Here is a 23,737-nt window from a genome sequence, read left to right as displayed (position 1 = left end):
AAACGGGAACGGCACGGGCCGTAAAACGCGGCGGAACGTGAATTCGCGTCCCGCCGCGCCGGGGGTCATGACGTCCACGGCGCGGCGGGGGCCATGACGTCCACGGCGCGCCGGGGCGTCGGGTCCCCGGCGGTCACCGCGCCGGGTCCGCCACGCCGGTCACCGCAGGTGCCCCGTCAGGCCCCTGCGGCCAACGGACCCTGGCCAGGTGCGGCCGGGCCTCCGTGCGACCGGGCCTCCGTGCGGCCGGGCCTCCGTGCGCCCCGCCCCCCGGCCCCGGTCCACGCCCCGTCCGCACGACCGTCCGGCCCCCGGCGGGCGTCCTCGGTCCCGTGGCGCGGCCCGCCCGTCCCGTACCCGCCCGCACCCGCCCGTCCTCGGCCTCATGGCGAGCCCGCCCCTCCTTCAGGTCCCCGGCCGGGTTCCCTGTCCCCGGCCTCTCCGCTGTCGTCCCCCCGTCTTCGGCCCGTCCGCGCCAGGGGCCGGAAAACCCCCGCACAAACAAGCGCTCGGCATTCAAGATCGGAAAGCTTGAAAGTTTCACGACCCGAGAAAAACGTCGGCTGGATCACAGCAGCCTGACGGCATGGGCCGTGAAACATCGGCGTAACCGGCCCCACATGCCATTGACATCCCCGCCCCCGTACACAGAATCCCTTATGGGAGCGCTCCCACCCTTCATCTCCCCCTGCTCGATCCGACTCAAGGTCACCACCAGTGACTTCGCGTCGATCCCACCCATGGAGGCCCATTTCATGTATAGATTCCCCATCAAAGCGGGAGCGCTCCCACGCCTCCGAAGGCGGGTCGCCGCGCTCGCCGTGGCCGGCCTGGCGGCCGGGACGATGACCGCGCTCGCGGCCTCGCCCGCCGCCGCGGCCGTCGCCTGTGACGTGACCTACAGCTCCAACGACTGGCAGGGCGGATTCACCGCCAGCGTGTCGATCAAGAACCTGGGCGACCCGTTGACCGGCTGGACGCTCGGGTTCGACTTCCCGACGACCACGCAGAAGCTCCTCCAGGGCTGGAGCGCCACCTGGGCGCAGACCGGCCAGAGCGTCACCGCCAAGAACCTGGCCTGGAACGGCAACCTGGCGACGGGCGCCTCGACCAGCGTCGGGTTCAACGGCAACTGGTCCGGGACCAACCCCAAGCCGACGAGCTTCACCGTCAACGGCGTCACCTGTGGCGGGACCGACCCGGTCAACCAGCCGCCGACCGCGACGCTCACCAAACCCACGGCCGGAGCCACCTTCACCGCTCCCGCCACGGTGGAGTTCACCGCGAACGCCTCCGACCCCGACGGCACGGTCTCCAAGGTCGAGTTCCTCAACGGCAGCACCGTGGTGGGCACCGACACCACCGCGCCGTACACGTACGAGTGGACGAACGTCGCCGCGGGCAGCTACTCGGTCAGCGCGCGGGCGACCGACGACAAGGGCCTGGCGACCACCTCCGCGCCCGCCGGGATCACGGTCTCCGGCGTCTCCCCCGCCGCGGTGGTCCTCACCCCGGCCACGGTCGCGGTCGCCGAGGGCGACACCGCCGACCTGGCGGTCAAGCTCTCCAAGGCCCCGGCCTCGAACGTCACCGTGACGACCGCGAGGACGAGCGGCGACAGCGACCTGACCGTCTCCTCGGGCGCGTCGCTGACCTTCACCCCGGCCAACTGGAACACCGCCCAGACGGTCCGGATCGCCGCCGCCGAGGACAGCGACCAGGCCTCCGGCAGCGCCGAGTTCACCTCGACCGCCACCGGCCACACCGCGGCCAAGGCCACCGCCACCGAGATCGACAACGACACCACCGGTGGCGACAACGAGTACATCAAGCGCTTCACCACGATGTACAACAAGATCAAGGACCCGGCGAACGGGTACTTCTCGCCGCAGGGCGTGCCCTACCACTCGGTCGAGACCTTCCTGGTCGAGGCGCCGGACCACGGGCACGAGACCACCTCCGAGGCCTACAGCTACTACCTGTGGCTGGAGGCCGCCTACGGCAAGGTGACCGGCGACTGGAGCAAGTTCAACGAGGCCTGGGCCTCGCTGGAGAAGTACATCATCCCGGCCCCGGCCGACCAGCCGACCAACTCCTTCTACAACCCGGCCAAGCCCGCCTCGTACGCCGGCGAGTGGGACGACATCAAGCAGTACCCGTCCAAGCTGGACAACGGCGTCTCGGTCGGCGTCGACCCGATCGGCAACGAGCTGAAGTCCGCCTACGGCACCAGTGACGTCTACGGCATGCACTGGCTGCTCGACGTGGACAACACCTACGGCTTCGGCCGCTGCGGCGACGGCACCACCAAGCCCGCGTACATCAACACCTACCAGCGCGGTCCGGAGGAGTCGGTCTTCGAGACGATTCCGCAGCCGTCCTGCGACACCTTCAAGCACGGCGGCCCCAACGGCTTCCTGGACCTGTTCACCGGGGACAGCGCCTACGCCAAGCAGTGGAAGTACACCAACGCCCCCGACGCCGACGCCCGCGCCGTCCAGGTGGCCTACTGGGCGCACACCTGGGCCAAGGAGCAGGGCAAGGAGGCGCAGGTCTCGGCCACCGTCTCCAAGGCCGCGAAGATGGGCGACTACCTGCGCTACTCCCTGTTCGACAAGTACTTCAAGAAGCAGGGGTGCACCAGCACCTCCTGCCCGGCCGGCACCGGCAAGGACAGCGCGTCCTACCTGCTGAGCTGGTACTACGCCTGGGGCGGCGCGCTGGACACCTCCGCCGGCTGGGCATGGAGGATCGGCTCCAGCCACAACCACTCCGGTTACCAGAACCCGATGGCCGCCTGGGCGCTGTCCAGCGTGGACGTGCTCAAGCCCAAGGGCGCGACCGCGGTGCAGGACTGGACGACCAGCACCAAGCGTCAGCTCGAGTTCTACCGCTGGCTGCAGTCGACCGAGGGCGCGATCGCCGGTGGCGCCACCAACAGCTGGCAGGGTCACTACGCGGCCCCGCCGTCGACGCTGCCGACCTTCTACGGCATGGCCTACGACTGGCAGCCGGTCTACCACGACCCGCCGTCCAACCAGTGGTTCGGCTTCCAGGCCTGGTCGATGGAGCGGGTCGCGGAGCTGTACTACGCGACCGGCAACGCCGACGCCAAGGCCGTGCTGGACAAGTGGGTCAAGTGGGCCACCGACAACACCACGATCAACGCCGACGGGACCTACCAGATCCCCTCGACGCTGGTGTGGACCGGCCAGCCCGACACCTGGAACCCGACCAACCCCGGCTCCAACGCCGGCCTGCACGTCAGCATCAGGGACTACACCACCGACGTGGGTGTGGCGGGCTCGTACGCCAAGGTGCTGATGTACTACGCGGCCAAGTCCGGTAACGCCGTGGCCAAGAACATGGCCAAGGGCCTGCTCGACGGTCTGTGGAAGAACAACCAGGACGCCAAGGGCGTCTCGGTCACCGAGACCAAGGCCGACTACAGCCGTCTCAACGACCCGGTCTACGTGCCCCCGGGCTGGACCGGCAAGATGCCCAACGGCGACGTGATCAACTCCAACTCGACCTTCCTGTCGATCCGGTCCTTCTACAAGAACGACCCGGACTGGCCGAAGGTGGACGCCTTCCTGAAGGGCACCGGGCCCGCCCCGTCCTTCAACTACCACCGCTTCTGGGCACAGGTCGACGTGGCCGTCGCCCTGGCCGAGTACGGCCGGCTCTTCCCCTGATGAAACGTCCGGCGGGCCCGGCTCCTCGCGAGCCGGGCCCGCCGGACCGGCCTCACCTCCCCCGAGCCCTCGGGGCGTGACGGCATCCCTGACCTGCTGTCACGCCCCGAGCACCACCTCCGAGAGGCACCCCCCATGAAGAAGACCCTGGCGGCGTTCGCTCTGCTGGCACTGGCCGCCGTGCCGGTGCCGGCCGCCGCCCAGGCAGCCGCTCAGGCCGCCGCGCCCGCCTTCGCGTACGGTGAGGCGCTGCAGAAGTCCATCTGGTTCTACGAGGCCCAGCAGTCGGGGAAACTGCCGAGCTGGAACCGCGTCAGCTGGCGCGGCGACTCCGCGCTCACCGACGGCCAGGACGTCGGGCTCGACCTGACCGGCGGCTGGTACGACGCGGGCGACCACGTCAAGTTCGGCCTGCCGATGGCGGCCAGCGCGACGATGCTGGCCTGGGGCGCGGTCGAGTACCGGGACGCGTACGCCTCCTCGGGACAGCTCACCCACCTGCTGAACAACCTCAAGTTCGTCAACGACTACTTCATCAAGGCCCACCCGTCGCCGAACGTGCTCTACGGGCAGGTCGGCCACGGCGGCAAGGACCACGCCTGGTGGGGACCTGCCGAGGCCATGCAGATGGAGCGGCCCTCGTTCAAGATCGACGCCACCTGCGGCGGCTCCGACCTGGCCGGGGAGACCGCGGCGGCGATGGCCGCCTCGTCGATCGTCTTCCGCCCGACGAACCCGGCGTACGCCGACACGCTGCTCACGCACGCCAAGCAGCTCTACACCTTCGCCGACACCGTGCGGAAGAAGTACAGCGACTGCATCACCGACGCCGCCGGGTACTACCAGTCCTGGAGCGGCTACAACGACGAGCTGGTCTGGGGCGCGATCTGGCTGCACCGGGCCACCCAGGACGCCTCCTACCTCGCCAAGGCCGAGGCGTACTACGACAACCTCGGCACCGAGCCGCAGTCCACGACCAAGTCCTACAAGTGGACGATCGCCTGGGACGACAAGTCCTACGGCGCCTACGTGCTGCTGCACAAGCTGACCGGCAAGCAGCGCTACCTCGACGACGCCAACCGCTGGCTGGACTACTGGACGGTCGGGGTCAACGGGCAGCGGATCCGCTACTCCCCGGGCGGCCAGGCGGTCCTGGACCGATGGGGCTCGCTGCGCTACGCGGCCAACACCTCGTTCGCGGCGCTGGTCCACTCGGACTCGATCACCGACGCGACGCGTAAGGCGAGGTATCACGACTTCGCGGTCAGGCAGATCAACTACGCGCTCGGCGACAACCCGCGCAACTCCTCGTACATGATCGGGTTCGGCGTCAACCCGCCGAAGAACCCGCACCATCGCACCGCGCACGGCTCGTGGACCGACCAGATGACCAATCCGGTCGAGACCCGCCACACCCTGTACGGCGCCCTCGTCGGCGGTCCGCCCGACCCCGACGACGCCTACACCGACAAGCGCGACGACTACGTGATGAACGAGGTCGCCACCGACTACAACGCCGGCTTCACCAGCGCGCTGGCACGCCTCTACAAGGAGTACGGCGGCGCCCCCGCCGCGAACTTCCCCGCCGCCGAGACCCCCGACGGTCCGGAGATCTTCATCGAGGCCGGGGTGAACGCCACCGGCTCGACGTTCACCGAGATCAAGGCGATCGTCAGGAACCAGTCGGCCTGGCCGGCCCGCCAGCTCACCGACGGCTCGTTCCGCTACTACTTCACCCTCGACGGTGACACGACCGCGAGCCAGGTCACGGTGACCTCGGCCTACAACCAGTGCAAGCCGCCGACCGGCCCGACCCTGCTGTCCGGGAAGACCTACTACGTCACGATCGACTGCTCGAACAGCTCGATCGCCCCGGCCGGCCAGTCGCAGCACCGGCGCGAGGTGCAGTTCCGCCTCGCGAGCACCGGCACGTGGGACCCGTCCAACGACTGGTCGTACACCGGTGTCGCCACCACGCCCGGCGCGACCCCGGTGCGGGTGCAGAACATCACGGTCCACTCCGGGACGACGAGGATCTGGGGCAACCCGCCCGGCGACGAGCCCGAGGACACCGTGGCGCCCACGCGGCCGGGCAAGCCCGCGGTCTCGGCCGTCACCGGCACCGGCGCCACCCTGACCTGGACGGCCTCCACCGACAACGTGGGCGTCACCGGCTACGACGTCTACCGGGGGACCACCAAGGTCGCCACCGCCACCGGCACCTCGTACACGCTCACCGGCCTGACCCCGGCGACGGCCTACACCGTCTCCGTCGTGGCCAGGGACACGGCCGGCAACTCCTCGGCCGCCTCCGAGAGCACCGCGTTCACCACGACCGAGGCCCCGGCGGAGGACGTCGTGGCGCCCACGCGGCCGGGCAAGCCCGCCGTCTCGGCCGTCACCGGCACCGGCGCCACCCTGACCTGGACGGCCTCCACCGACAACGTGGGCGTCACCGGCTACGACGTCTACCGGGGGACCACCAAGGTCGCCACCGCCACCGGCACCTCGTACACGCTCACCGGCCTGACCCCGGCGACGGCCTACACCGTCTCCGTCGTGGCCAGGGACACGGCCGGCAACTCCTCGGCCGCCTCCGAGAGCACCGCGTTCACCACGACCGAGGCCCCGGCCGGCGGCTGCACCGCCACCTACAAGGTCGGCAGCAGCTGGCAGGGCGCCTTCCAGGGCGAGGTCACCGTCAAGAACGAGGGCACCTCGGCGATCACGGGCTGGACGGTGACCTGGAGGTTCCCGAACGGCCAGACGATCAGCCAGCTCTGGAGCGGCACGCACACCCAGACGGGAGCGGACGTGTCGGTCAAGAACGTGGGCTGGAACGGCGCGCTCGCCCCGAACGCCTCGACGTCCTTCGGCTTCACCGCGAGCCAGAACGGCACCAACGGCGTACCCACCCCGGTGACCTGCACCACCGGCTGATCTCCGGCCCGCGGTGTCACCCGTCGCGGGCCGGGACCCCGCCTTCCCGGGTCCCGGTCCGACGATCCGCACCGCGGGCCGGGACTCCGACCTCCCCAGGTCCCGGCCCCGGTGCCCCGCACCGCGGGCCGGGAGCCCGTCCCAGAATCTTGGAGGCGGCTCCCCGAGCCGCCTCCACAGCGCCCCGGCCGGGCGCGACGACCCCTCCGCCCGGCCGGGCACTCCTCTCCCGAGGTAGGTCATGCGAACACGTCTCGCGCTGCTCGCGGCGCTCTTTCTCTCATTCCTCGTCTCGATGTCCCCCGCCCACGCCGCCGTCGGCCTGCACCTCAGCGGCACGAAGATCGTCGAAGGCGACGGCACCCCGTTCGTGATGCGGGGCACCAGCCACGCGCACACCTGGTACGCGAGCCGGACCGGCTCGTTCGCGGACATCAAGTCGCTCGGCGCGAACGCCGTCCGGGTGGTCCTCAGCGGCGGCCGGTGGACGGCCAACAACGCCGCCGACGTGGCGAACGTGGTCTCGCTCTGCAAGCAGAACAAGCTCATCTGCGTGCTGGAGAACCACGACACCACCGGCTACGGCGAGCAGAGCGGCGCCTACACCCTCGACCAGGCCGTGGACTACTGGGTCAGCGTCAAGAGCGCGCTCGTCGGCCAGGAGGACTACGTCGTCATCAACATCGGCAACGAGCCGATCGGCAACAACGCCACCACCCCGAACTGGACCCAGGCCACCTCGGCGGCGATCACCCGGATGCGGAGCAACGGGTTCCAGCACCTGCTGATGGTGGACGCCCCCAACTGGGGTCAGGACTGGTCCTTCACCATGCGCGACAACGCGGCGACCGTCTTCGCCGCGGACCCGCAGCGCAACACGGTCTTCTCCGTGCACATGTACGGGGTGTTCGACACCGCCGCCGAGGTCACCTCCTACATGCAGGCGTTCCAGACCGCGGGACTGCCGCTGGTGATCGGCGAGTTCGGCTTCAACCACTCCGACGGCAACCCGGACGAGGAAACGATCATGGCCGAGGCGCAGGCCAGGGGCATCGGGTACTTCGGCTGGTCGTGGAGCGGCAACAGCGGCGGTGTCGAGTACCTGGACCAGGTGACCGACTTCAACGTCGCCAGCCTCACCCCCTGGGGCGAGCGGCTCTTCAACGGCGCGAACGGCATCGCGCAGACCGCGGTCGAGGCGAAGATCTTCGGCGGTACGGGCACTCCCGACACGCAGGCCCCGACCAGGCCCGGTACCCCGGCGGCCTCGCAGATCACCTCCACCGGAGCCCACCTGACCTGGACCGCCTCCACCGACGACCGCGCCGTGACCGGCTACGACGTCTACCGCGGAACCACCAAACTCGGCTCGACCACCACCACCTCCATCACCCTGACCGGCCTGTCGGCCCAGACCGCCTACACCGTCCACGTCGTGGCCCGCGACGCCGCAGGCAACACCTCCCCCACCTCGGCCACCACCACCTTCACCACCACCGCCCCCCAGCCCACCGGCTGCACCTCCACCTACCGCACCGCGAGCTCCTGGCAGGGCGGCTTCCAAGGCGAGGTCACCATCACCTGCACCGCCGCCGTCACCACCTGGAAGAGCGTCCTGACCTACCCCGCAGGCGTCACCATCACCCAGAACTGGAGCTCCACCCTCACCGCCGCCGCCCCCGTCTTCACCTTCACCAACGCCGCGTGGAACGGCTCCATCCCCGCCGGAGGATCCACCACCTTCGGCTTCATCGGCACCTGGAACGGCACCGGCACCCCACCCACCCCCACCCTCTCCTGACCCTGTCCTGACCCTCTCCCGAGGGTCGCCGTCCGGCGCGCCCCGCGCGGGTCCCCACCGGCCCGCACGGGGCGCGCCCCGGCACCGGCCCGGCACCGGACCACGTGCCGCAGGCCCTCCGGGGACCGCGCCCCGACGGGCCGGTCCCCCTCGCTACGACGGGCCCGCCTCGAGGCCGTGTCCGCGCAGTTCCGCGACCACCCAGCGGGAGAGGCGCAGGTGGCCGAGGAGGGTGGGGTGGACGCCGTCGGGCAGGACCGCCCCCCTGCCCCAGCCCCGGCCGTGCGTGTCGAGGACGTCGAGGGGGTCCAGGAAGGGCGCCTCCATCCGTTCGGCCGAGATCTCGACGGCGTCCCTGACCCGGTAGGCCCACGGTGGCGCCTTGGCCATCCAGATCGGGCCGACCACCACGACGCCGGCGTCCGGCCACCGCCGCCTGATCGACCCCACCAGCCGGACGACCGCCTCCTCGATCCTGGCGGCCCCGATCCGGCGGTCGTTGCGCCCGCCGGAGACGATCACCAGGTCGGGCGCGGGGCGCCAGGCGAGTTCCTCGTCGAAGGAGCGCTGGAAGGTCCGCCCCACCCTGCCGGGGTTGACGTAGCCCGTCCCCGCGGCACCCGCCGTGACGAGCTGCCAGCCCAGCTGCCGGGCGACCCGGGCGGCGTAGCCGTTCCACCCCCGTACCGGGCCGGAGCCGACCGTGAAGCTGTCGCCGATGACCATGACGAGCGGGGCCCGGGGCGGCGGCACGGTCACGGCCGGGGACGGGTGCGGCGTGCCGCGCCCCGCCGGCACGGCGGCGACACCCCCGGCGCTGCATCCCGGGACAAGGCAGGAGACCGCTGCGAGAAGCACGACCGCGGACGCCCACGGTCGGATGTGTACGGGCGCGCGCATGCCACCTCGGGAAACGTCGGACTGCCGACATGATTGCAGATGTCCGCCGGGGGCCGGGGCGGAAGACCGAAGGCCGCGTCCGTCCGCCGCCGGGGCGTCACGCCCGGCCGGTTCCGCTCACCGTCACGCCCGGCCGGGGTCCGCCCGCCGTCGCGGCCCCCCACCACCCGGGCCCTCCCGCCGTCAGGGCCTCCCGCTCACCCGGATCTCGCCCACGGGGCGCCCACCGCCGAGCAGGACGCCCGTGGCGAGCTCGTCGAGCTCGGGACCCTCGAAACCGAGGGCCGCCAGGGCCGCGACGGTGACCGGGACCCGGGCGCGCTGGCCACCGTCCTCGATCTTGACGGTCCCCGAGCGCCCGTCGGAGAACACGAAGGCGTCGAAGGCCTCGGCCCCGGCCTTGACCATCAGCCCGGGGACGGCCCGCATCAGCCGGGCCTCGGGACGGGCGGTGCCCGACGTCCACTCGGGGTGGGCCCGGAAGGCGTCCGCGACGCGGCGCTCCGGGGTGCCCTCCGGCGCCCGGACGAGGGCGCGGAACGCCCTGACCACGCCCAGCATCGAGACGAAGAACAGGGGGGCGCCGCAGCCGTCCACCCCTCCGGCGGCGACGCGCTCACCGGTCAGCTCCTCGACCGTGGCGCGGACGGCCCGCTGCAACGGGTGGGCGGGGTCGAGGTAGGTCCCGGGCGGCCAGCCGTTGAGCGCGCAGGTGACGAGCATCGCCGCGTGCTTGCCCGAGCAGTTCATGTACACCCTGGCCCGGCCCCCGCCGGAGCGCAGCACCTCGTCGCGGGAGGCGACGTCCTCCGGCAGGTCCTCCGGACAGCGCAGCGCGCCCTCGTCCAGCCCCGCCCCGGCCAGGATCCTCCGTACCCCGTCCACGTGGAACGGCTCGCCCGCGTGGCTCGCGCACGCCAGCGCGAGCAGCTCCCCCTCCAGGGGGAGCCCGGCGCGGACCATGGCGAGCACCTGCAGGGGCTTCATCGCCGAACGCGGCGAGACCAGGGCGTCCACCTCCCCGTGCACCCTCACCAGGGACCCGTCGGCGGCGACGGCGAGCATCCGCGCCCGGTGGGCCGACTCCACGAACCCCGAGCGGACGACCTCGACGAGCAACGACTCAGCGGGCACTTGTTCTCCTTCCGGCCGGAGCGGGGGGACTCCGGGGGCACGGGATGATGGGGGGATGCGTGCTGTGGTGCAGAGGGTGAGTTCCGCGTCGGTGACGGTGGACGGGGTGACGGTCGGGGCCGTCGACGAGCCCGGGCTGCTGGTCCTGGTCGGCGTGACCCACGACGACACCCCGGCGGAGGCGTCCAGGCTCGCCGCCAAGCTGTGGGGGCTGCGCGTCCTCTCCGGCGAGAGGTCCTGCTCCGACATCGGGGCGCCGCTGCTGGTGGTCAGCCAGTTCACCCTGTACGGCGACGCCCGCAAGGGACGCCGCCCCACCTGGCAGGCCGCCGCGCCGGGCCCGGTGGCCGAGCCGCTCGTCGAGGCGGTCTGCGCCGCGCTCCGCGAGCTGGGCGCGCGGGTGGAGACGGGGGTGTTCGGCGCGGACATGAAGGTCGCCCTGACCAACGACGGGCCGATCACCCTGATCCTGGAGGTCTGACCCGCCCCGACCCGCCCCGACCCGCTGCGGCCCGGTCCGCCACGGCCGGAACCCGGCCGGACGGGATCGGGCCGGACGGGATCGGGCCGCCCCGCCCCGGCCGTCGCGCCGTCAGCGGATGCGGCGGCGGAGCGCGGGGTCGATCTTGACGTTGCGCCCGGCGTCCGGCGGCACCACGACCTCCTGCGAGGCGGCCACCCCGCCCGCCTCCAGCGTGGCGTCCACCGGCACGGTCCGCTTGATCACGGCCAGCGCGACCGGCCCGAGCTCGTGGTGGCGCGCGGCGCTGCCGACGGAGCCGACCTCCGTGCCGTCGTGGGTCACGGGGTCACCGTGCCTGGGCAGGGTGTCGACGCTGCCGTCCAGGTGCAGGAAGACCAGGCGCCGCGGCGGGTGGCCCAGGTTGTGGACCCGCGCCACGGTCTCCTGGCCCTTGTAGCAGCCCTTGCCGAGGTGCAGGGCCGTGCCGATCCAGCCCACCTCGTGCGGGATCGTCTTGTGGTCGGTCTCGAAGCCCAGGCGGGGACGGTACTCCTCGATCCGCAGCGCCTCGTACGCCCAGAGCCCGGCCAGCCCCAGGCCGATCCCGACCGCCAGCAGCTCGCGCGGGAGGAGGACGTCCCGGCCGACGGAGATCGCCCCCTCGGGAAGCACGGGGCGCGCCTCGCCGCCCACGGAGACGACGGCGTAGCGGTCGCTCACGTCGGTGACCTCGACCCTCAGCATGAACCGCATCCTGTCGAGGAAGTCGACCAGCGCGGCGCCGGTGCCCGGCTCGACATGGGCCCACACGGCCTCGCCGTCGTCGACGAGGACGAGGTGGTGCTCCACCCGGCCCTGCGCGTCCAGCAGCAGCGTCTCGGTCGGCCGGCCCGGGGGCAGATCGTCGAGTTTCTGCGAGGTCAGGCTGTTGAGCCAGCTCAGGCGGTCCGGCCCGGCGATCCGGACGACCTCGCGGTTGCTCCGGTCGACCATCGCCTCTCCGGCGAGCAGCGCGCGCTGCTCGGCGAACGGGTCGCCGTAGTGTCCGGCGACGTCGGCGTCGGGGGCCTCGGCCGCTACCGCGCCGGGAGTGTCCAGCAGAGGGCTTCGCATGGCCCCAGCCTACGAGGCCCCGCCGACCACGACGGCGGCGACTCAGCGGCAGTTGCGGCAGCGACCGAAGATCGTCAGATGGTGCACGTCGGTGGCGAACCCGAGCCGGTCGTCCAGGTGGGTGACGAAGTTCTCCACCAGGTCGGGACTGACCTCGCTGATCTCCCCGCAGCCGCGGCAGACCAGGTGCACGTGCTCGGCCTCGGCCGCCAGGTGGTAGGTGGGGGCGCCGTGCCCGAGATGGCTGTGGGCGACCATGCCGAGCTCCTCCAGGAGCTCCAGGGTCCGGTAGACGGTGGAGATGTTCACCCCGCGGGCGGTCTCCCGCACCCGGTTGCAGATCTCCTCGGGGGTGGCGTGCTCGCAGGCCTTGACCGCCTCAAGCACCAGTTGGCGTTGCGGGGTGACCCGGTAACCGCGCGCCCGCAGTTCCTCATGCCACGACGTCTCGGTCATGGCATGAGTCTAAGAGCACCCGGGTCCTGCTCGTCGCCGTGATCACCACATCTTCGGCCTCTTCCCCGGCTTCGCGACCGGCCCCGCGATCGGCCCCGCGGGGGACGGCGTGACCGGCCACGGCGGCGGCGGGGCCGGAAGACCACCTGGTCGGAGGGGGGTTTCAGAATTCTCGCGATCGGAGCGGTTATTCATTTGCCCTCGGGCCGAGGATTTCATAACGTACAGGCACGCCGAAAGGAGGTGGTCCGAACAATGGTTGATCATAGTTGGGCTAGCGAGGTGGCTGTCCGCTAGGACGCCGCGACCGGACTCTGTCCGGGCGTCTGGCGACGTTCGGCGAATCCACGACAATCACCGGAACCCCGGGCCGCCGGAGGGCGGGAGTGATCCCGCCTGTAGTCCACCGGCCCTCCTGCCCGGCAGGGGGAAGTGGCCCGGGGTTCTTCCCTTCCCGGCCTCCCTCCCGCGCTCGGCCCTCTTCCCGCGCCCGGCCGCTCTTCCGCACCCGGCCGTCATCCCGCGCACGGACGCCCTTCCGCGCGACCGGCCCGTGACCCTCGTCACGGACGATCTCTCCCGTACGCGACCGGCCCCCGAGACCGCTCCCCCACGCGGCCGGCCGGCCCCGTCCCGCGGGCGGTCAGTCCCGGAAGGCGGGGTTGGCGCAGTGCAGCGGACGTTCCCCGCCGAGGATCCTGACGATGTCCTCGCAGATCATCCTGGTGTGGTTGATCTCCGTGTCGTAGGTCGACGCGCCCACGTGCGGGGTCAGCACCACGTTGTCCATGTCGGTGAGCGGGTGACCGGGCTCCAGCCACTCCCCGGCGAACCGGTCGAGGCCGGCACCCGCCAGATGTCCCGACTTCAATGCCCCGACCAGGGCGTTCATGTCGTACAGGTACGGGTCGGCGGTGTTGACGAAGATCGCTCCGGTTCTCATCGCGGCGAACTGGGCCGCGCCGACCAGGGGACCCGCCGACGCCGGGGCGTGCAGCGAGACCACGTCGGCCTGGGCCAGCAGGACGTCGAGACCGTACCGGTTCTCCTCCGCCTCGGGGTCGTACACCATGACGCGCATCCCCAGCCCCTTCATCCGCCACGCCACCGCGCGGCCGACCGCCCCGTAGCCGATCAGGCCGACGGTCCGGCCCGCGAGCTCCCAGGCGCGGTGCCGGTGGTGGGAGACCATACCCTGCCGGATCTCCCGGTCACCGACCGCCACCCGGCGGGTCACGGCGAGGATCAGCGCGAGGGTGAGCTCGGCGACCGCGTCGGCGTCGCGGCCGGGGGCGCAGACGACGGGGATGCCCCTGCCGGTGGCCGCGGGGAGGTCCACGTTCTCCGCGTCGCCGCGCGCGCAGCCCACCACCAGCAGCGGATGGTCCAGGACCGGGCCCGCCACCTCGTCGGACTCGGTGACGAGGATGCGCGCGCCGATGTCCGCGAGCAGGCGGGCGAGGTCGTCCGCCCGGTGGGGACGGTGCCCGGCCGGGTCGTAGTGGACGTCGACGAGTTCCCTGAGGCGGTTCCATTCCGGGCCCCGCATGGGCGCCAGTACGAGTGCTCGTGGCTTCACCGCACCTCCCTGTTTCAGGAAATTTTGGTACTTGGGAGCTTCGCACGAACCTTCCGCACGGTCCCGGCAGTGACCTGACCGTCATCAACCTCGCGCCGGCCCGTCGCGGAGCGCCGGGCGCGATCAGTTCCAAGGAGATCACAAGAGTTCCCGCCCATGATGGCGGCGCACGATCACCGACGAACGGAGAACGGGGGTGTTCCGGTCACCCACCCGCGTGGCGCTCAGCGGCGCGCTGCTCGCGGGGACACTGCTCACGGGCGGCGCCGCCCACGCCGACGAACCCGCGCCCAACGTGCGGGGCTCCCTGCTCGGCATCGTCGCGTACGAGCTGGAGGAGAGCGGCCAGGACGAGGTCCGCGTCGAGCTCAAGGAGGCCGGCGACAAGTACTACATGTGGCCCGCCAACGGCGAGGACGCCGAGACCAGGCTCGGATACTGCTGGACCTGGACGAGCGCCGCCGCCAAGTGCTCGGGAAGCACCCGCAGGTCCGCCGGGCCGTACACCCGGCTGACCGTGACGCCCGGGGGCCTCGTTCACCATCGAGGTCTGGGAGGACGACCACATCGGCGACGACCTGCTGCTGAGCGTCCCGGTCATCGCGAACGGCGGGCCCCAGGCCGTCGAGGGCAGGCCGACTCCGGGCAAGGGGTTCGACTACGGCCTCACCGCCCGCATCGAGGCGGCCTCCTGAGGGACGCCCCGCGAGGCCACGCCCGTGCCACAGCGGCCGGCGCCCCCGCCCGGTGTCCCCGGGACGGGGTCCGGCGGTCGGTGCTCGCCCGGTGCCCCGGGACAGGGGTCCGGCGGTCGGTGCTCGCCCGGTGCCCCGGGACAGGGGTCCGGCGGTCAGTGCTCGCCGCGGGCGGGGACGCCGAGCGCGGCGCAGGCCTCACGGTAGAGGCGGACGACCTCGGCGCGGACCTGTGCCCGCTCGGTCAGCGTGGTGCTCCACGGGACGCGGACGACGACGTCCCGCCCGCCGACCACGGCGGTGAACTCGATCGCCTCGGCGTCGACGCCGGTCGTCGTCGCGGCGGTGGCCTCGGGCCGGCCGCCCAGGCTCCGGCAGATCAGCAGCGCGTCGTCGGCGTGGTCGTCGTTCATGTGACGCTTGATCGCCTCGACCGCGTCGGGGGTGAAGGGAGTGCTCATCCCCGAGAGCCTAACGACGGGCGATCCCGGGGACGGAGGCGAGCCCGGATGCGATCGTTCGCAGATAATCCACAAGGAAACCGATTGGTAGTCTGGACGGCATGACCGCCATGGCAGTCGCTCGCACCGAGCCGGACCTGTCGTTCCTGCTGGATCACACCGGTCACGTCCTGAGGACCCGGATGGCGGCGGCGCTCGCCGAGATCGGGCTGACCCCGCGCATGCACTGCGTGCTGGTCCACGCCCTGGAGGAGGAGCGCACCCAGATCCAGCTCGCCGAGATCGGCGACATGGACAAGACCACGATGGTCGTCACGGTCGACGCCCTGGAGAAGGCCGGGCTCGCCGAGCGCCGCCCGTCCCGTACGGACCGGCGGGCGCGGATCATCGTGGTCACCGAGGAGGGCGCACGGGTCGCGCGGCGGAGTCAGGAGATCGTCGACGGCGTGCACCGGGCGGCCCTGGACTCACTGCCCGCCGACGAGGCCGAGGTGCTGGTGAGGGCCATGAGGCGGCTGACGGAGGGACATCTGGCCGCCCCGGTCGAGGCCCCCCAGGCGGCCCGGAGGGCACGGCAGAGCACAAAGTAGATCCGACAGGGATCGTCTACAACAAAACTATCTGCTACGGTCTCTCCTGTTCCCCCTCGGACAGGAGACGACCATGTCATCCCCCACCCCCTCGCCCGTGACGGCTCCCGCCGGCGCGGGCCGGTCACGCTGGACGGCACTCGCCGTGCTCTCGGCCGCGATGCTGATGACGATCCTCGACGGCAGCATCGTCACCGTGGCGATGCCGGCCATCCAGCAGGACCTGGGCTTCTCACCCGCCGGGCTGAGCTGGACCGTGAACGCCTACCTGATCGCCTTCGGCGGGCTGCTCCTGCTGGCCGGGCGACTGGGCGACCTGATCGGCCGCAGGACCATGTTCCTGGCCGGCAACGCGGTCTTCACCGCCGCGTCACTGCTGGCCGGGGCCGCGACCGGCCCCGGCCAGCTGATCGGCGCCCGGTTCCTCCAGGGAGTCGGCAGCGCCATGGCCTCCTCGGTCGTCCTGGGCATCCTGGTGACGCTGTTCACCGATCCTCGCGAGCGCGTCAGGGCGATCGGGTTCTTCAGCTTCACCGGCGCCGCCGGGGCCTCGATCGGCCAGGTGCTGGGCGGGGTCCTCACCGACGCGCTGAGCTGGCACTGGATCTTCTTCATCAACCTGCCGATCGGGCTGGCCACGATCGCGCTGGCGATCCGGGCGCTGCCGCACGAGCGCGGGATCGGGTTCGCCGCGGGCGCCGACGCGCTGGGCGCCCTGCTGGTCACCGCCGGGCTGATGCTCGGCATCTACACCGTGGTCGAGGTGGAGCGGTACGGCTGGCTCGCGGCGCGCACCCTGGGCCTCGGCGCGCTGTCGCTCGCGCTGCTGGCCGCGTTCTTCGCCCGCCAGGCGACCGCCCGGACCCCGCTGATGCCGCTGCGGATCCTCCGCTCGCGCAACGTCGTGGGCGCCAACCTGGCGCAGATGCTGACGCTCTCGGCGATGTTCGCCTTCCAGATCCTCGTCGCGCTCTACCTGCAGGGGGTCCTCGGCTACGGCGCGCTCGGCACCGGCATGGCGATGCTGCCCGCGGCGGTGTGCATCGGCGGGGTGTCCCTGTTCGTCTCCGCCCGGCTCAACACCCGCTTCGGCGAGCGCGCGGTGCTGCTGGCGGGCCTGGCGCTGCTGGCCGGGGCGATGGGGTGGCTCACCCGTGTCCCGGTGGACGCCGACTACGTCACCGACCTGCTCCCGGTGATGCTGCTCGTCACCGGCGGCGGGCTGGTGCTGCCCGCGCTGACCTCGCTCGGCATGTCCGGCGCCAGGCCCGACGACGCGGGCCTGACGTCGGGGCTGTTCAACACCACCCAGCAGATCGGCATGGCCGTCGGCGTGGCGGTGCTGTCCACGCTGGCCGCCTCACGTACCGGGGAACTGCTGGCCGCCGGGCAGAGCCGGGCCGCCGCGCTGACCGGCGGCTACCGCCTGGCCTTCTCCGTCTCGGCGGTCCTGCTGCTGGCCGCCGTCGCGGTCGCGTTCGTCACGCTCCGGGCGCCGGGCACGGCCGGCGGATCGGCCGCCGGGGCGAGGCGGATCGGCTCCCGGGGATGAGGGTTCAGCTCTCGGGGACGAAGTCGCCGACCCGCTTGAGCTCGGCCGAGATGTGCGACTGGAGCGGCTGCCCCATCGCCGCCATGTCGTAGGCCCACATCAGGTTGCCGTTGACCAGGCCGTACAGGCGGTGGCCCGCGGTGTACTCCTTGGCGGTCGCGGTACGGGCCACCACGTCGGTCTGGAGCTCGATCCTGTGGAAGACCACCTCCCCGACGTAGATCTCCACGATGCCGGTGGGGTGGGACAGGCACACCTCCAGCTGACGCCCGGGAAGCTGGCGCCAGAAACCGGTCTCGGTGCCCAGGGGGCGGACCTTGGCGCCCGCCTCGTCGAGCAGCCAGGTGCGGCTGGTGTAGGTCAGGAACGGCTTGCCGTTGTGACCGAAGACGATCTCCTGGCCGAAGTTGAAGCTCTCGATCGTCGGATATCCCCCGACTCCGGCGCCCTCCCACCTGCCCACGAGGAAGGCGATCGGCTCAAGATCGGGATGAAGTTCGGGAACGTCCATGGGTCCGAGCCTAGAGCCGCCCCGGCACGGTTCGCGCCCGCGAGGGGGACCCGCATAGTCTTCACACATGGCACGATCACTGGTGATCAAGGTGACCGCGGGCGAGGACGCACCCGAGCGCTGCAACCAGGCGTTCACGGTGGCCGCGGCGGCGTTGGCGAGCGGGGTCCCCGTCTCGCTCTGGCTGACCGGCGAGGCGTCGTGGTTCGCCCTTCCCGGGCGGGCGGAGACGTTCTCCCTCCCGCACGCGGCCGGGCTCGGAGACCTGCTCGGCGCGGTCCTCGCCGCCGGCCGGGTGACGCTCTGCACGCAGTGCGCGTCCCGGCGGGAGATCACGGTCGACGACCTGATCGAGGGGGTGCGCATCGCGGGCGCCCCCACGTTCGTCGAGGAGGTCCTGGGCGAGGGCGTCCAGGCCCTCGTCTACTGACCGGCCTCCCCCTTCGCGGGTCCCCTCGTCCGCCGGCCGGCGTCCACCGCCGGTCCCCCACCCGCGGACGGGCGTCCACCGCCGGGCCCCGTCGCTCCCCGTCCGGGAGCACCCGTCCCGGCAGGGGAGCGACGCCGGAGGGCGACGCAGAGGACCGCGCCCGGTTCAGCCCGGGCGTACCGCGGCCAGGCGCTCCTCGCGGAGCCGCTCGAACCAGGAGTCGTCGATCGGCGGCAGCTGGGCGCCCACCGCCCAGGTGAGCAGCAGGTCGGCGAGGCCGGGGTTGCGGGCGAGCGCGGGACCGTGCAGGTAGGTTCCGACGATCTTGCCGATGTGGCAGCCCTCGGTGCCGTCGCCGTTGCCCGTGCCCACCGCGGTACGCGCCAGCGGCCGGACCCCGGGCCCCAGCCGGGTGACGCCCATGTGGTTCTCGAAACCGGTCAGCGTCGGGATGCCGAGCGCCGGGTCCGCCTCCCCGGCCAGCTCGCCGACGGCCCGTCCCTCGCCCCGGCCGCTGGCGATGTCGATCAGGCCGATGCCGTCGACCGGCTGACCCTCCTCGCCGCCGAACGTCGTGCCCATGATCTGGTAGCCCGCGCACACCGCCAGCAGGGCCGCGCCCCGCTGGACGGCCCGGTGCAGGCCCCCGTCACGGCGGAGCCGCTCCGAGGCCAGGATCTGCGGCCGGTCCTCGCCGCCGCCGATGAGGTAGATGTCACCGCTCTCCGGGACGGCGTCGGCCGAGCGCACGTGCACGGTCTCGACCGGGATGCCGCGACGGCGGGCGCGCTGCTCCAGGACCAGGACGTTGCCCTGGTCGCCGTACGTGCTCAACAGGTCCGGGTAGATCCAGACAAGGCGCAGGGCGCTGTCAGACTGCACGACCGAACTCCGATCGAATCTGCTGGAAGGCGGTGTAGTTGGCGATGACGTCGACCTTGCCCGGCGGCTGCGCGGCGAGCGCCTGCTCGAACGAGCCGGAGAGCTGGAACGGCACGTCCGCGACGTCCAGCCGCAGTGCGAGGTCCAGCCGCCGTTCGCCGGTCACGAACACCGGCCTGCCGCGCAGCACCCGGTAGTCGACGTCCCACAGCCACGAGGTGTCGCGGCCGTCGGGCCCCTGGGCGTTGACCGAGAGGATCACCGGCAGCGAGGGGTCGAGCACGTCGAACGCCTCCAGCCATCCGGCCGGGTTCTTGGCCAGCAGCAGCCGGGCGTGACGGCCGTCGCGCTCCACCGTGGTGTAGCGGCCGGCGACCGACCTGACCTCGCGCAGCCGGGGCAGCGCCCGCTCGACCGGCAGGCCGAACGCCTCGGCGGTGGCCAGCGCGATCGCCGCGTTGGCGCGGTTGGCGCGCCCGGGGAGCTGGATGTCCAGCACCCAGCGCCGCCCGCGCGGGTCGATGACCGCGTCGTCGTCGAGGACCCAGGACGGCTCGGGACGGCGGAAGGTGCACTCCCGGCAGGCCCAGTCGTTCTCCCCCGCGCCGGAGGGGGCGCCGGTGCCCATGCCGCCCGGCGGGACGTACTCCATCCCCTTGCGGTCGAGGGGGCCGCCGCACTCGGGGCAGCACCAGGAGTCCTCCTTCCACGGCTGCCCGGCCGACACCCAGGTGACCGAGGCGGCGGTGGAGGCGCCCCACGTCACCAGCGGGTCGTCGGCGTTGGCGATCACGTGGGTGTTCTTCCCGGCCAGCGCCCGCCGCCACTTCTGGGCGAGCAGCCAGATCTCCCCGGCCCGGTCCATCTGGTCGCGGCTGAGGTTCATCAGGCAGATGACCCCCGCGCCGGTCGTGTCGATCACCTCGGGCAGGTACTTCTCGTCGACCTCCAGCACCCCGTACGGGGCGTTCTTGGCCGACGACAGCGCCGAGACGTGCCCGGCGGGCATGTTGGCGCCGAAGGCGTTGGTGGCGACGTCGCCGAGCTCCGACAGCGCGGAGGTGATCAGGCGGGTCGTCGTGGTCTTGCCGTTGGTCGCGCTCACCAGCACGAGCTTGCGGTCGTGCGCGAGCTTGCGCAGCAGGTCGGGCTCCAGGACCAGACTGACCCGGCCCCCGATCACCGACCCGTCCCCGCGTCCGGTGACCCGGGACAGGGTCGCGGCCGTACGGCCGAGAGCGGTCGCGAGCTGCGCCCGCAGCGGAAGCTGAGTCATGCCGTCTCCTCGCGTGGCGACCGGTCGTAGGACGACCCGGCGGCCGGCCGTCCCGGCTCGGGGACCGGAATCGCCGAATCGTTCATGCCGCAGATCCTAGCCGTGCTCGGGCACCGGCACCTCCGGCCCACACGCCCGGCCGGGACGGGCCACCCGGCCGGACCCGGACGTCCGCGCCGGGTCGCGGCGTTCGAGCGGCGCCGCCGGGCCACGGCGTTCGAGCGGCGCCGCCGGGCCACGGCGTTCGAGCGGCGCCGCCGGGACCCGCCCTCACCGTTCGGCGAAGGCGAGCTCGGCGGGTTCCGGCGAGCCCGCGTCGAACGGCAGGACGAACCGGTGCGGCCAGGACAGCACGCTCTCCAGCCAGCCCGCCCCCATCGTCTGCGCCACCTGCCGGAGCCGCTCGGCAGGGTCTACGCCGATCGTGACGGTGTCGACGTCGCGGTCCACGCCCTCGCGCTCGTCGTCGCCCAGGATCGCCCGCCAGGCCAGCTCACGGTTGCGCTCCACCTCCATGGACAGCGGGTGGTGGCGCAGCGCCTTGGCCCGGTGGCCGAGCAGCTCCGAGGCGCCCGCGGCGCCAGAAGCACGGCTGAACAGCGCGTACTCCATCACCGGCGCGGACCCGCGCGGGTTGGGCGCGGGCTGCCCGTGCGGGAAGAGCCGGTCCACCTCGTGCAGCCACCGCACCTGGCCGATGACCCAGGCGGGTCCCGGCCGCTCGCCGGGCTCGCGATCGGGGCCGAGCAGCCGGGTCGCGACGGCGGCGACCTGCTCGGTCAGCGTGGCCGGGTCGCCGACGGTGCGCAGCGCCCACGCGCGACGGCCCACGCTCCGCTCCACCGTCGTGGCCAGCAGGCACTCGCGGCGCCGCGCCGGCAGCTCCGACCACGCCTCGGCCAGCACCCGCGGCACCCCCGGCATCGGCCGGTTGGTGCAGAACGCCAGCACCAGCGTGTCGGCCCAGATCCGCAGCCAGGCCCACTCCGGCGCCTCGGCGAGCAGGTCGGCCTCGCGCAGCTCGACCAGCGTGCACGCCCGGCCCTCCTGGCACTCCTGCCCGCACGCGGCCGAGCGGCGACCGCAGATCGGCGGCAGGTGGCCGGGCACCGGGCGCTCACGGTCCTCGCCCAGCGGCACCTGGATGCGCAGCGGCCGGTCCATGCCGTCGGCGAAGACCGCGGCCACCCCCGGCGGGAGCGAGACGACCTGGCGCGACTGCTCCTCGCTCAGGTTGGTCGCCGCGCCGACCAGGTGCCGGTCGTCCTCGGCGGGCAGCCGGTGGATGACCTTCAGCGCGGTGTTCTTCACCACGTCGGGGACGAGCTTGGTGGGGATCTGCTCGGCGACCACGATGCCCTCCCCGTACGCGCGGATCTCGGCCAGCATGCCCGCCAGCAGCTCGACCGCGTGCGTGCTGGCCCGCCCGGCACCCCGGTCGCGGAGCAGGCGGTGGGCCTCCTCGATCACGATGACGTGCCGCAGCCCGCTGCTGCGCTCCTTCCTGGCCCGCATCCGCAGGTGCTCCACGATCCGGATGATCAGCGTGCCCATCAGGAACGCCTTGTCCTCGTCGTTGGCGACGTCCTCGATGGCGAGCACCACGTTGCGCTGGAGCAGGTCGCCGATGTCGGCCGGGTGCCCGCCCTCGAAGAACCGGCCCGCCGAGCCGACCCGCAGCGACCGCAGGCGCAGCGAGATGAAGCCCTCCACGTCGGCCTGGACCTCCCGGCCGTACCCGATCTCCTTGATCACGTCCATCGCGTGCCGCTGGAGCTGTTCCAGGGTCGGCACGGCGGGCCGTACCGCCGCGCCGGGAGCCGCCCAGCCGGTCACCACGTCCCAGCCGTTGGCCTCGTACACCCGCTGCAGGGCCAGCGACATGATCTGCGGGAACGGCTCCTCGGCGTCGAAGGCCGCCATGAACAGCGCCCGCACCATGTCGATGTGCGCCTGCACCGGGTAGCCGGGCTCGGGCGCGAGCGGGTTGACGCTGAACGGCACGCTCTCCGGCGCCGACGGGTTGATCACGGTCACCGGGGCGAGGTGCTCGATCCGGCCGCCCATCGCGGCGTACTCGGACTTGGCCGGTTCGATGGCCAGCCACGGGATGCCCGCGCCGGTGAGCTGCTCCAGCAGGTGCCTGACCGTCTGGGACTTGCCCGAACCGGTGGCGCCGGTGACGAACGCGTGCCGGTTGAGGGTGGCCAGCGGGACCTTGAACGACCCGACCGGCCGGTCCTGGCCGTCGAGGATCGCCCCGAGCTCGACGGTCAGCGCGCCGGGCACGGTGTCGGCCTCGCTGGTCACGTCGAAGAAGCCCGCGTCGAGCACCCGTACCCCCGGCACCTCCCGGTGCGGCAGCCCGGCGAGGGCGGCGAGCGCCCCGGCGGTGGCCGCGAACGGCGCCGCGGCGCCGTCGGCCGGGTCCTGCAGCGTCACCGCCAGCGCCTCGGCGAACCCGTGGACGGGGCCCGACAGCGCGCTGCGCAGCCGGTAGGGGTGGTGGCTCATCTCGGCCGAACCGACGAGCACCGGCGCGATCTGGCGCAGCTCGTCGGGCCCGGCGGCCCCGGCCAGCACCCGGACGTTCCAGAGCCCGGCCTCGCGGAAGGCGTCCAGCTCCTGCATGCGCCGCTCGGCCCGCTCGGCGTCGTAGCGGGAGCGCTCGGAGGCGTCGCCGTACTGCCGCAGCACGTTGAGCTGGGTGCGCAGGTGCGCGACCTCGGCGTCCAGCAGGTCGGTCTGCTCGGCCACCACCAGCCAGGCGAACGGCCGGGACATGAGCGTGACCAGCGTCGACTCGAACAGGGTGGGCCGCCTGATCTCGTCGGCGTCCGGCTCGCGCCGCCCGCCCAGCGGCGGGGCCTGCCGCCCGGGACAGACGGTCCACGCCAGGTCCGACAGGTCGCGCAGCCACTCGTCCCCGATCCGCACGCCCCGGGCACCGCCGGGGAAGAGCAGCGGCTCGGGGCCGGCCGGGAGCGGCTCGGGCTCGGCGGTGGCGGCCCGGCGGGGCGGGCGCGGCGGGGTCAGCGGCCCCGCGTTGGTGATCAGCTCCAGCGGCGCGCCGGACCCCCGCGAGAGCCAGCCGACCACGAACGGCCGGCCGCGCTGGGCCGTGGAGAGCACGGCGGGCAGGACGGTGACGAAGTCCCACTCGGCCGAGGAACTGCGCGAGGGCGCCGTGATCGCCTGGATTCTGTACCAGGGCCCGGTCAGGGCATGGGGCGGACGGGACACACTTGGCTGCATTATC

Annotated in this window: 17 protein-coding genes; 7 read left to right on the top strand and 10 right to left on the bottom strand. The window is 72.5% G+C overall.

Annotated elements, in window-relative coordinates:
* Positions 1-755: 755 nt before the first annotated feature.
* From AB0G16_RS21880 to AB0G16_RS21870, 3 genes are all read left to right on the top strand, one after another.
* A complete protein-coding gene (locus AB0G16_RS21880) occupies positions 756-3,695 on the top strand; it encodes a glycoside hydrolase family 48 protein (protein ID WP_362807687.1) in 2,940 nt (979 codons plus the stop codon).
* A 135-nt stretch (positions 3,696-3,830) separates the two neighbouring features.
* Positions 3,831-6,635 carry a glycoside hydrolase family 9 protein gene (locus AB0G16_RS21875; RefSeq protein ID WP_362807684.1) on the top strand — a complete coding sequence of 935 codons (2,805 nt, stop codon included), beginning with the start codon at positions 3,831-3,833 and terminating at the stop codon, positions 6,633-6,635.
* 241 nt (positions 6,636-6,876) lie between these two features.
* A complete protein-coding gene (locus AB0G16_RS21870; protein WP_362807681.1) occupies positions 6,877-8,436 on the top strand; it encodes a cellulase family glycosylhydrolase in 1,560 nt (519 codons plus the stop codon).
* A gap of 153 nt (positions 8,437-8,589) precedes the next feature.
* Here the strand turns inward: AB0G16_RS21870 and AB0G16_RS21865 are convergent, their stop codons facing one another.
* Positions 8,590-9,294 (bottom strand): SGNH/GDSL hydrolase family protein, encoded by a 705-nt coding sequence (locus tag AB0G16_RS21865; RefSeq protein WP_362807678.1) that lies wholly within the window; start codon positions 9,292-9,294, stop codon positions 8,590-8,592.
* A gap of 225 nt (positions 9,295-9,519) precedes the next feature.
* Entirely contained in the window at positions 9,520-10,470 is a 951-nt protein-coding gene (locus AB0G16_RS21860) for an asparaginase (protein ID WP_362807675.1), read from the bottom strand.
* Between the two features lie 55 nt (positions 10,471-10,525).
* Here AB0G16_RS21860 and dtd point away from each other — a divergent pair, with 55 nt between their 5' ends.
* Complete coding sequence (gene dtd, locus AB0G16_RS21855; RefSeq protein ID WP_362807672.1) at positions 10,526-10,951, top strand: D-aminoacyl-tRNA deacylase; 426 nt, start codon at positions 10,526-10,528, stop codon at positions 10,949-10,951.
* 111 nt (positions 10,952-11,062) lie between these two features.
* On the opposite strand, the gene AB0G16_RS21850 is transcribed toward dtd, so the two are convergent.
* The 4 genes from AB0G16_RS21850 to AB0G16_RS21835 all read right to left on the bottom strand — a co-directional run bounded on the left by AB0G16_RS21850 (position 11,063) and on the right by AB0G16_RS21835 (position 15,237).
* On the bottom strand, positions 11,063-12,046 hold the full coding sequence (locus AB0G16_RS21850) for a glycine cleavage T C-terminal barrel domain-containing protein (RefSeq protein ID WP_362807669.1): 984 nt from the start codon (positions 12,044-12,046) through the stop codon (positions 11,063-11,065).
* A gap of 42 nt (positions 12,047-12,088) precedes the next feature.
* Positions 12,089-12,502, bottom strand: a complete 414-nt coding sequence (locus AB0G16_RS21845) for a Fur family transcriptional regulator (RefSeq protein ID WP_362807666.1) — start codon at positions 12,500-12,502, stop codon at positions 12,089-12,091.
* Between the two features lie 643 nt (positions 12,503-13,145).
* Complete coding sequence (locus AB0G16_RS21840) at positions 13,146-14,081, bottom strand: NAD(P)-dependent oxidoreductase (protein WP_362807663.1); 936 nt, start codon at positions 14,079-14,081, stop codon at positions 13,146-13,148.
* An 850-nt stretch (positions 14,082-14,931) separates the two neighbouring features.
* Positions 14,932-15,237: a DUF2470 domain-containing protein gene (locus AB0G16_RS21835; protein ID WP_362807660.1), complete on the bottom strand. Its 306-nt coding sequence runs from the start codon at positions 15,235-15,237 to the stop codon at positions 14,932-14,934.
* A 101-nt stretch (positions 15,238-15,338) separates the two neighbouring features.
* Here AB0G16_RS21835 and AB0G16_RS21830 point away from each other — a divergent pair, with 101 nt between their 5' ends.
* Both AB0G16_RS21830 and AB0G16_RS21825 read left to right on the top strand, forming a co-directional pair.
* Positions 15,339-15,827, top strand: a complete 489-nt coding sequence (locus AB0G16_RS21830; RefSeq protein WP_362807657.1) for a MarR family transcriptional regulator — start codon at positions 15,339-15,341, stop codon at positions 15,825-15,827.
* 73 nt (positions 15,828-15,900) lie between these two features.
* Positions 15,901-17,379 carry an MFS transporter gene (locus AB0G16_RS21825; RefSeq protein ID WP_362807654.1) on the top strand — a complete coding sequence of 493 codons (1,479 nt, stop codon included), beginning with the start codon at positions 15,901-15,903 and terminating at the stop codon, positions 17,377-17,379.
* A gap of 4 nt (positions 17,380-17,383) precedes the next feature.
* Here the strand turns inward: AB0G16_RS21825 and AB0G16_RS21820 are convergent, their stop codons facing one another.
* On the bottom strand, positions 17,384-17,890 hold the full coding sequence (locus AB0G16_RS21820) for an FABP family protein (RefSeq protein WP_362807651.1): 507 nt from the start codon (positions 17,888-17,890) through the stop codon (positions 17,384-17,386).
* A gap of 67 nt (positions 17,891-17,957) precedes the next feature.
* Between AB0G16_RS21820 and AB0G16_RS21815 the strand changes: the two genes are divergently transcribed.
* Positions 17,958-18,320 carry a DsrE family protein gene (locus tag AB0G16_RS21815; protein ID WP_362807648.1) on the top strand — a complete coding sequence of 121 codons (363 nt, stop codon included), beginning with the start codon at positions 17,958-17,960 and terminating at the stop codon, positions 18,318-18,320.
* A 165-nt stretch (positions 18,321-18,485) separates the two neighbouring features.
* Here the strand turns inward: AB0G16_RS21815 and AB0G16_RS21810 are convergent, their stop codons facing one another.
* The 3 genes from AB0G16_RS21810 to AB0G16_RS21800 form a co-directional block, all read right to left on the bottom strand.
* Positions 18,486-19,202, bottom strand: a complete 717-nt coding sequence (locus tag AB0G16_RS21810; protein ID WP_362807645.1) for a glutamine amidotransferase — start codon at positions 19,200-19,202, stop codon at positions 18,486-18,488.
* Positions 19,192-20,478 carry a MurT ligase domain-containing protein gene (locus tag AB0G16_RS21805; RefSeq protein WP_362807642.1) on the bottom strand — a complete coding sequence of 429 codons (1,287 nt, stop codon included), beginning with the start codon at positions 20,476-20,478 and terminating at the stop codon, positions 19,192-19,194. The genes AB0G16_RS21810 and AB0G16_RS21805 overlap by 11 nt, the downstream gene beginning before the upstream one ends.
* 270 nt (positions 20,479-20,748) lie before the next feature.
* On the bottom strand, positions 20,749-23,721 hold the full coding sequence (locus AB0G16_RS21800; RefSeq protein WP_362807639.1) for an ATP-binding protein: 2,973 nt from the start codon (positions 23,719-23,721) through the stop codon (positions 20,749-20,751).
* Positions 23,722-23,737: the final 16 nt, after the last annotated feature.

Source organism: Streptosporangium sp. NPDC023615 (genome assembly GCF_040640155.1).
In the GTDB taxonomy this organism is placed as follows: domain Bacteria; phylum Actinomycetota; class Actinomycetes; order Streptosporangiales; family Streptosporangiaceae; genus Streptosporangium.
Note: the sequence above shows the minus strand (reverse complement) of the source record. Positions and strands in the feature narration are given on the sequence as shown.

Coding starts and splice junctions, on each gene's coding strand:
- AB0G16_RS21880 (WP_362807687.1), top strand. CDS start 756: ATGTATAGATTCCCCATCAAAGCGGGAGCGCTCCCACGCCTCCGAAGG.
- AB0G16_RS21875 (WP_362807684.1), top strand. CDS start 3,831: ATGAAGAAGACCCTGGCGGCGTTCGCTCTGCTGGCACTGGCCGCCGTG.
- AB0G16_RS21870 (WP_362807681.1), top strand. CDS start 6,877: ATGCGAACACGTCTCGCGCTGCTCGCGGCGCTCTTTCTCTCATTCCTC.
- dtd (WP_362807672.1), top strand. CDS start 10,526: ATGCGTGCTGTGGTGCAGAGGGTGAGTTCCGCGTCGGTGACGGTGGAC.
- AB0G16_RS21850 (WP_362807669.1), bottom strand. CDS start 12,046: ATGCGAAGCCCTCTGCTGGACACTCCCGGCGCGGTAGCGGCCGAGGCC.
- AB0G16_RS21845 (WP_362807666.1), bottom strand. CDS start 12,502: ATGACCGAGACGTCGTGGCATGAGGAACTGCGGGCGCGCGGTTACCGG.
- AB0G16_RS21835 (WP_362807660.1), bottom strand. CDS start 15,237: ATGAGCACTCCCTTCACCCCCGACGCGGTCGAGGCGATCAAGCGTCAC.
- AB0G16_RS21830 (WP_362807657.1), top strand. CDS start 15,339: ATGACCGCCATGGCAGTCGCTCGCACCGAGCCGGACCTGTCGTTCCTG.
- AB0G16_RS21825 (WP_362807654.1), top strand. CDS start 15,901: ATGTCATCCCCCACCCCCTCGCCCGTGACGGCTCCCGCCGGCGCGGGC.
- AB0G16_RS21820 (WP_362807651.1), bottom strand. CDS start 17,890: ATGGACGTTCCCGAACTTCATCCCGATCTTGAGCCGATCGCCTTCCTC.
- AB0G16_RS21815 (WP_362807648.1), top strand. CDS start 17,958: ATGGCACGATCACTGGTGATCAAGGTGACCGCGGGCGAGGACGCACCC.
- AB0G16_RS21805 (WP_362807642.1), bottom strand. CDS start 20,478: ATGACTCAGCTTCCGCTGCGGGCGCAGCTCGCGACCGCTCTCGGCCGT.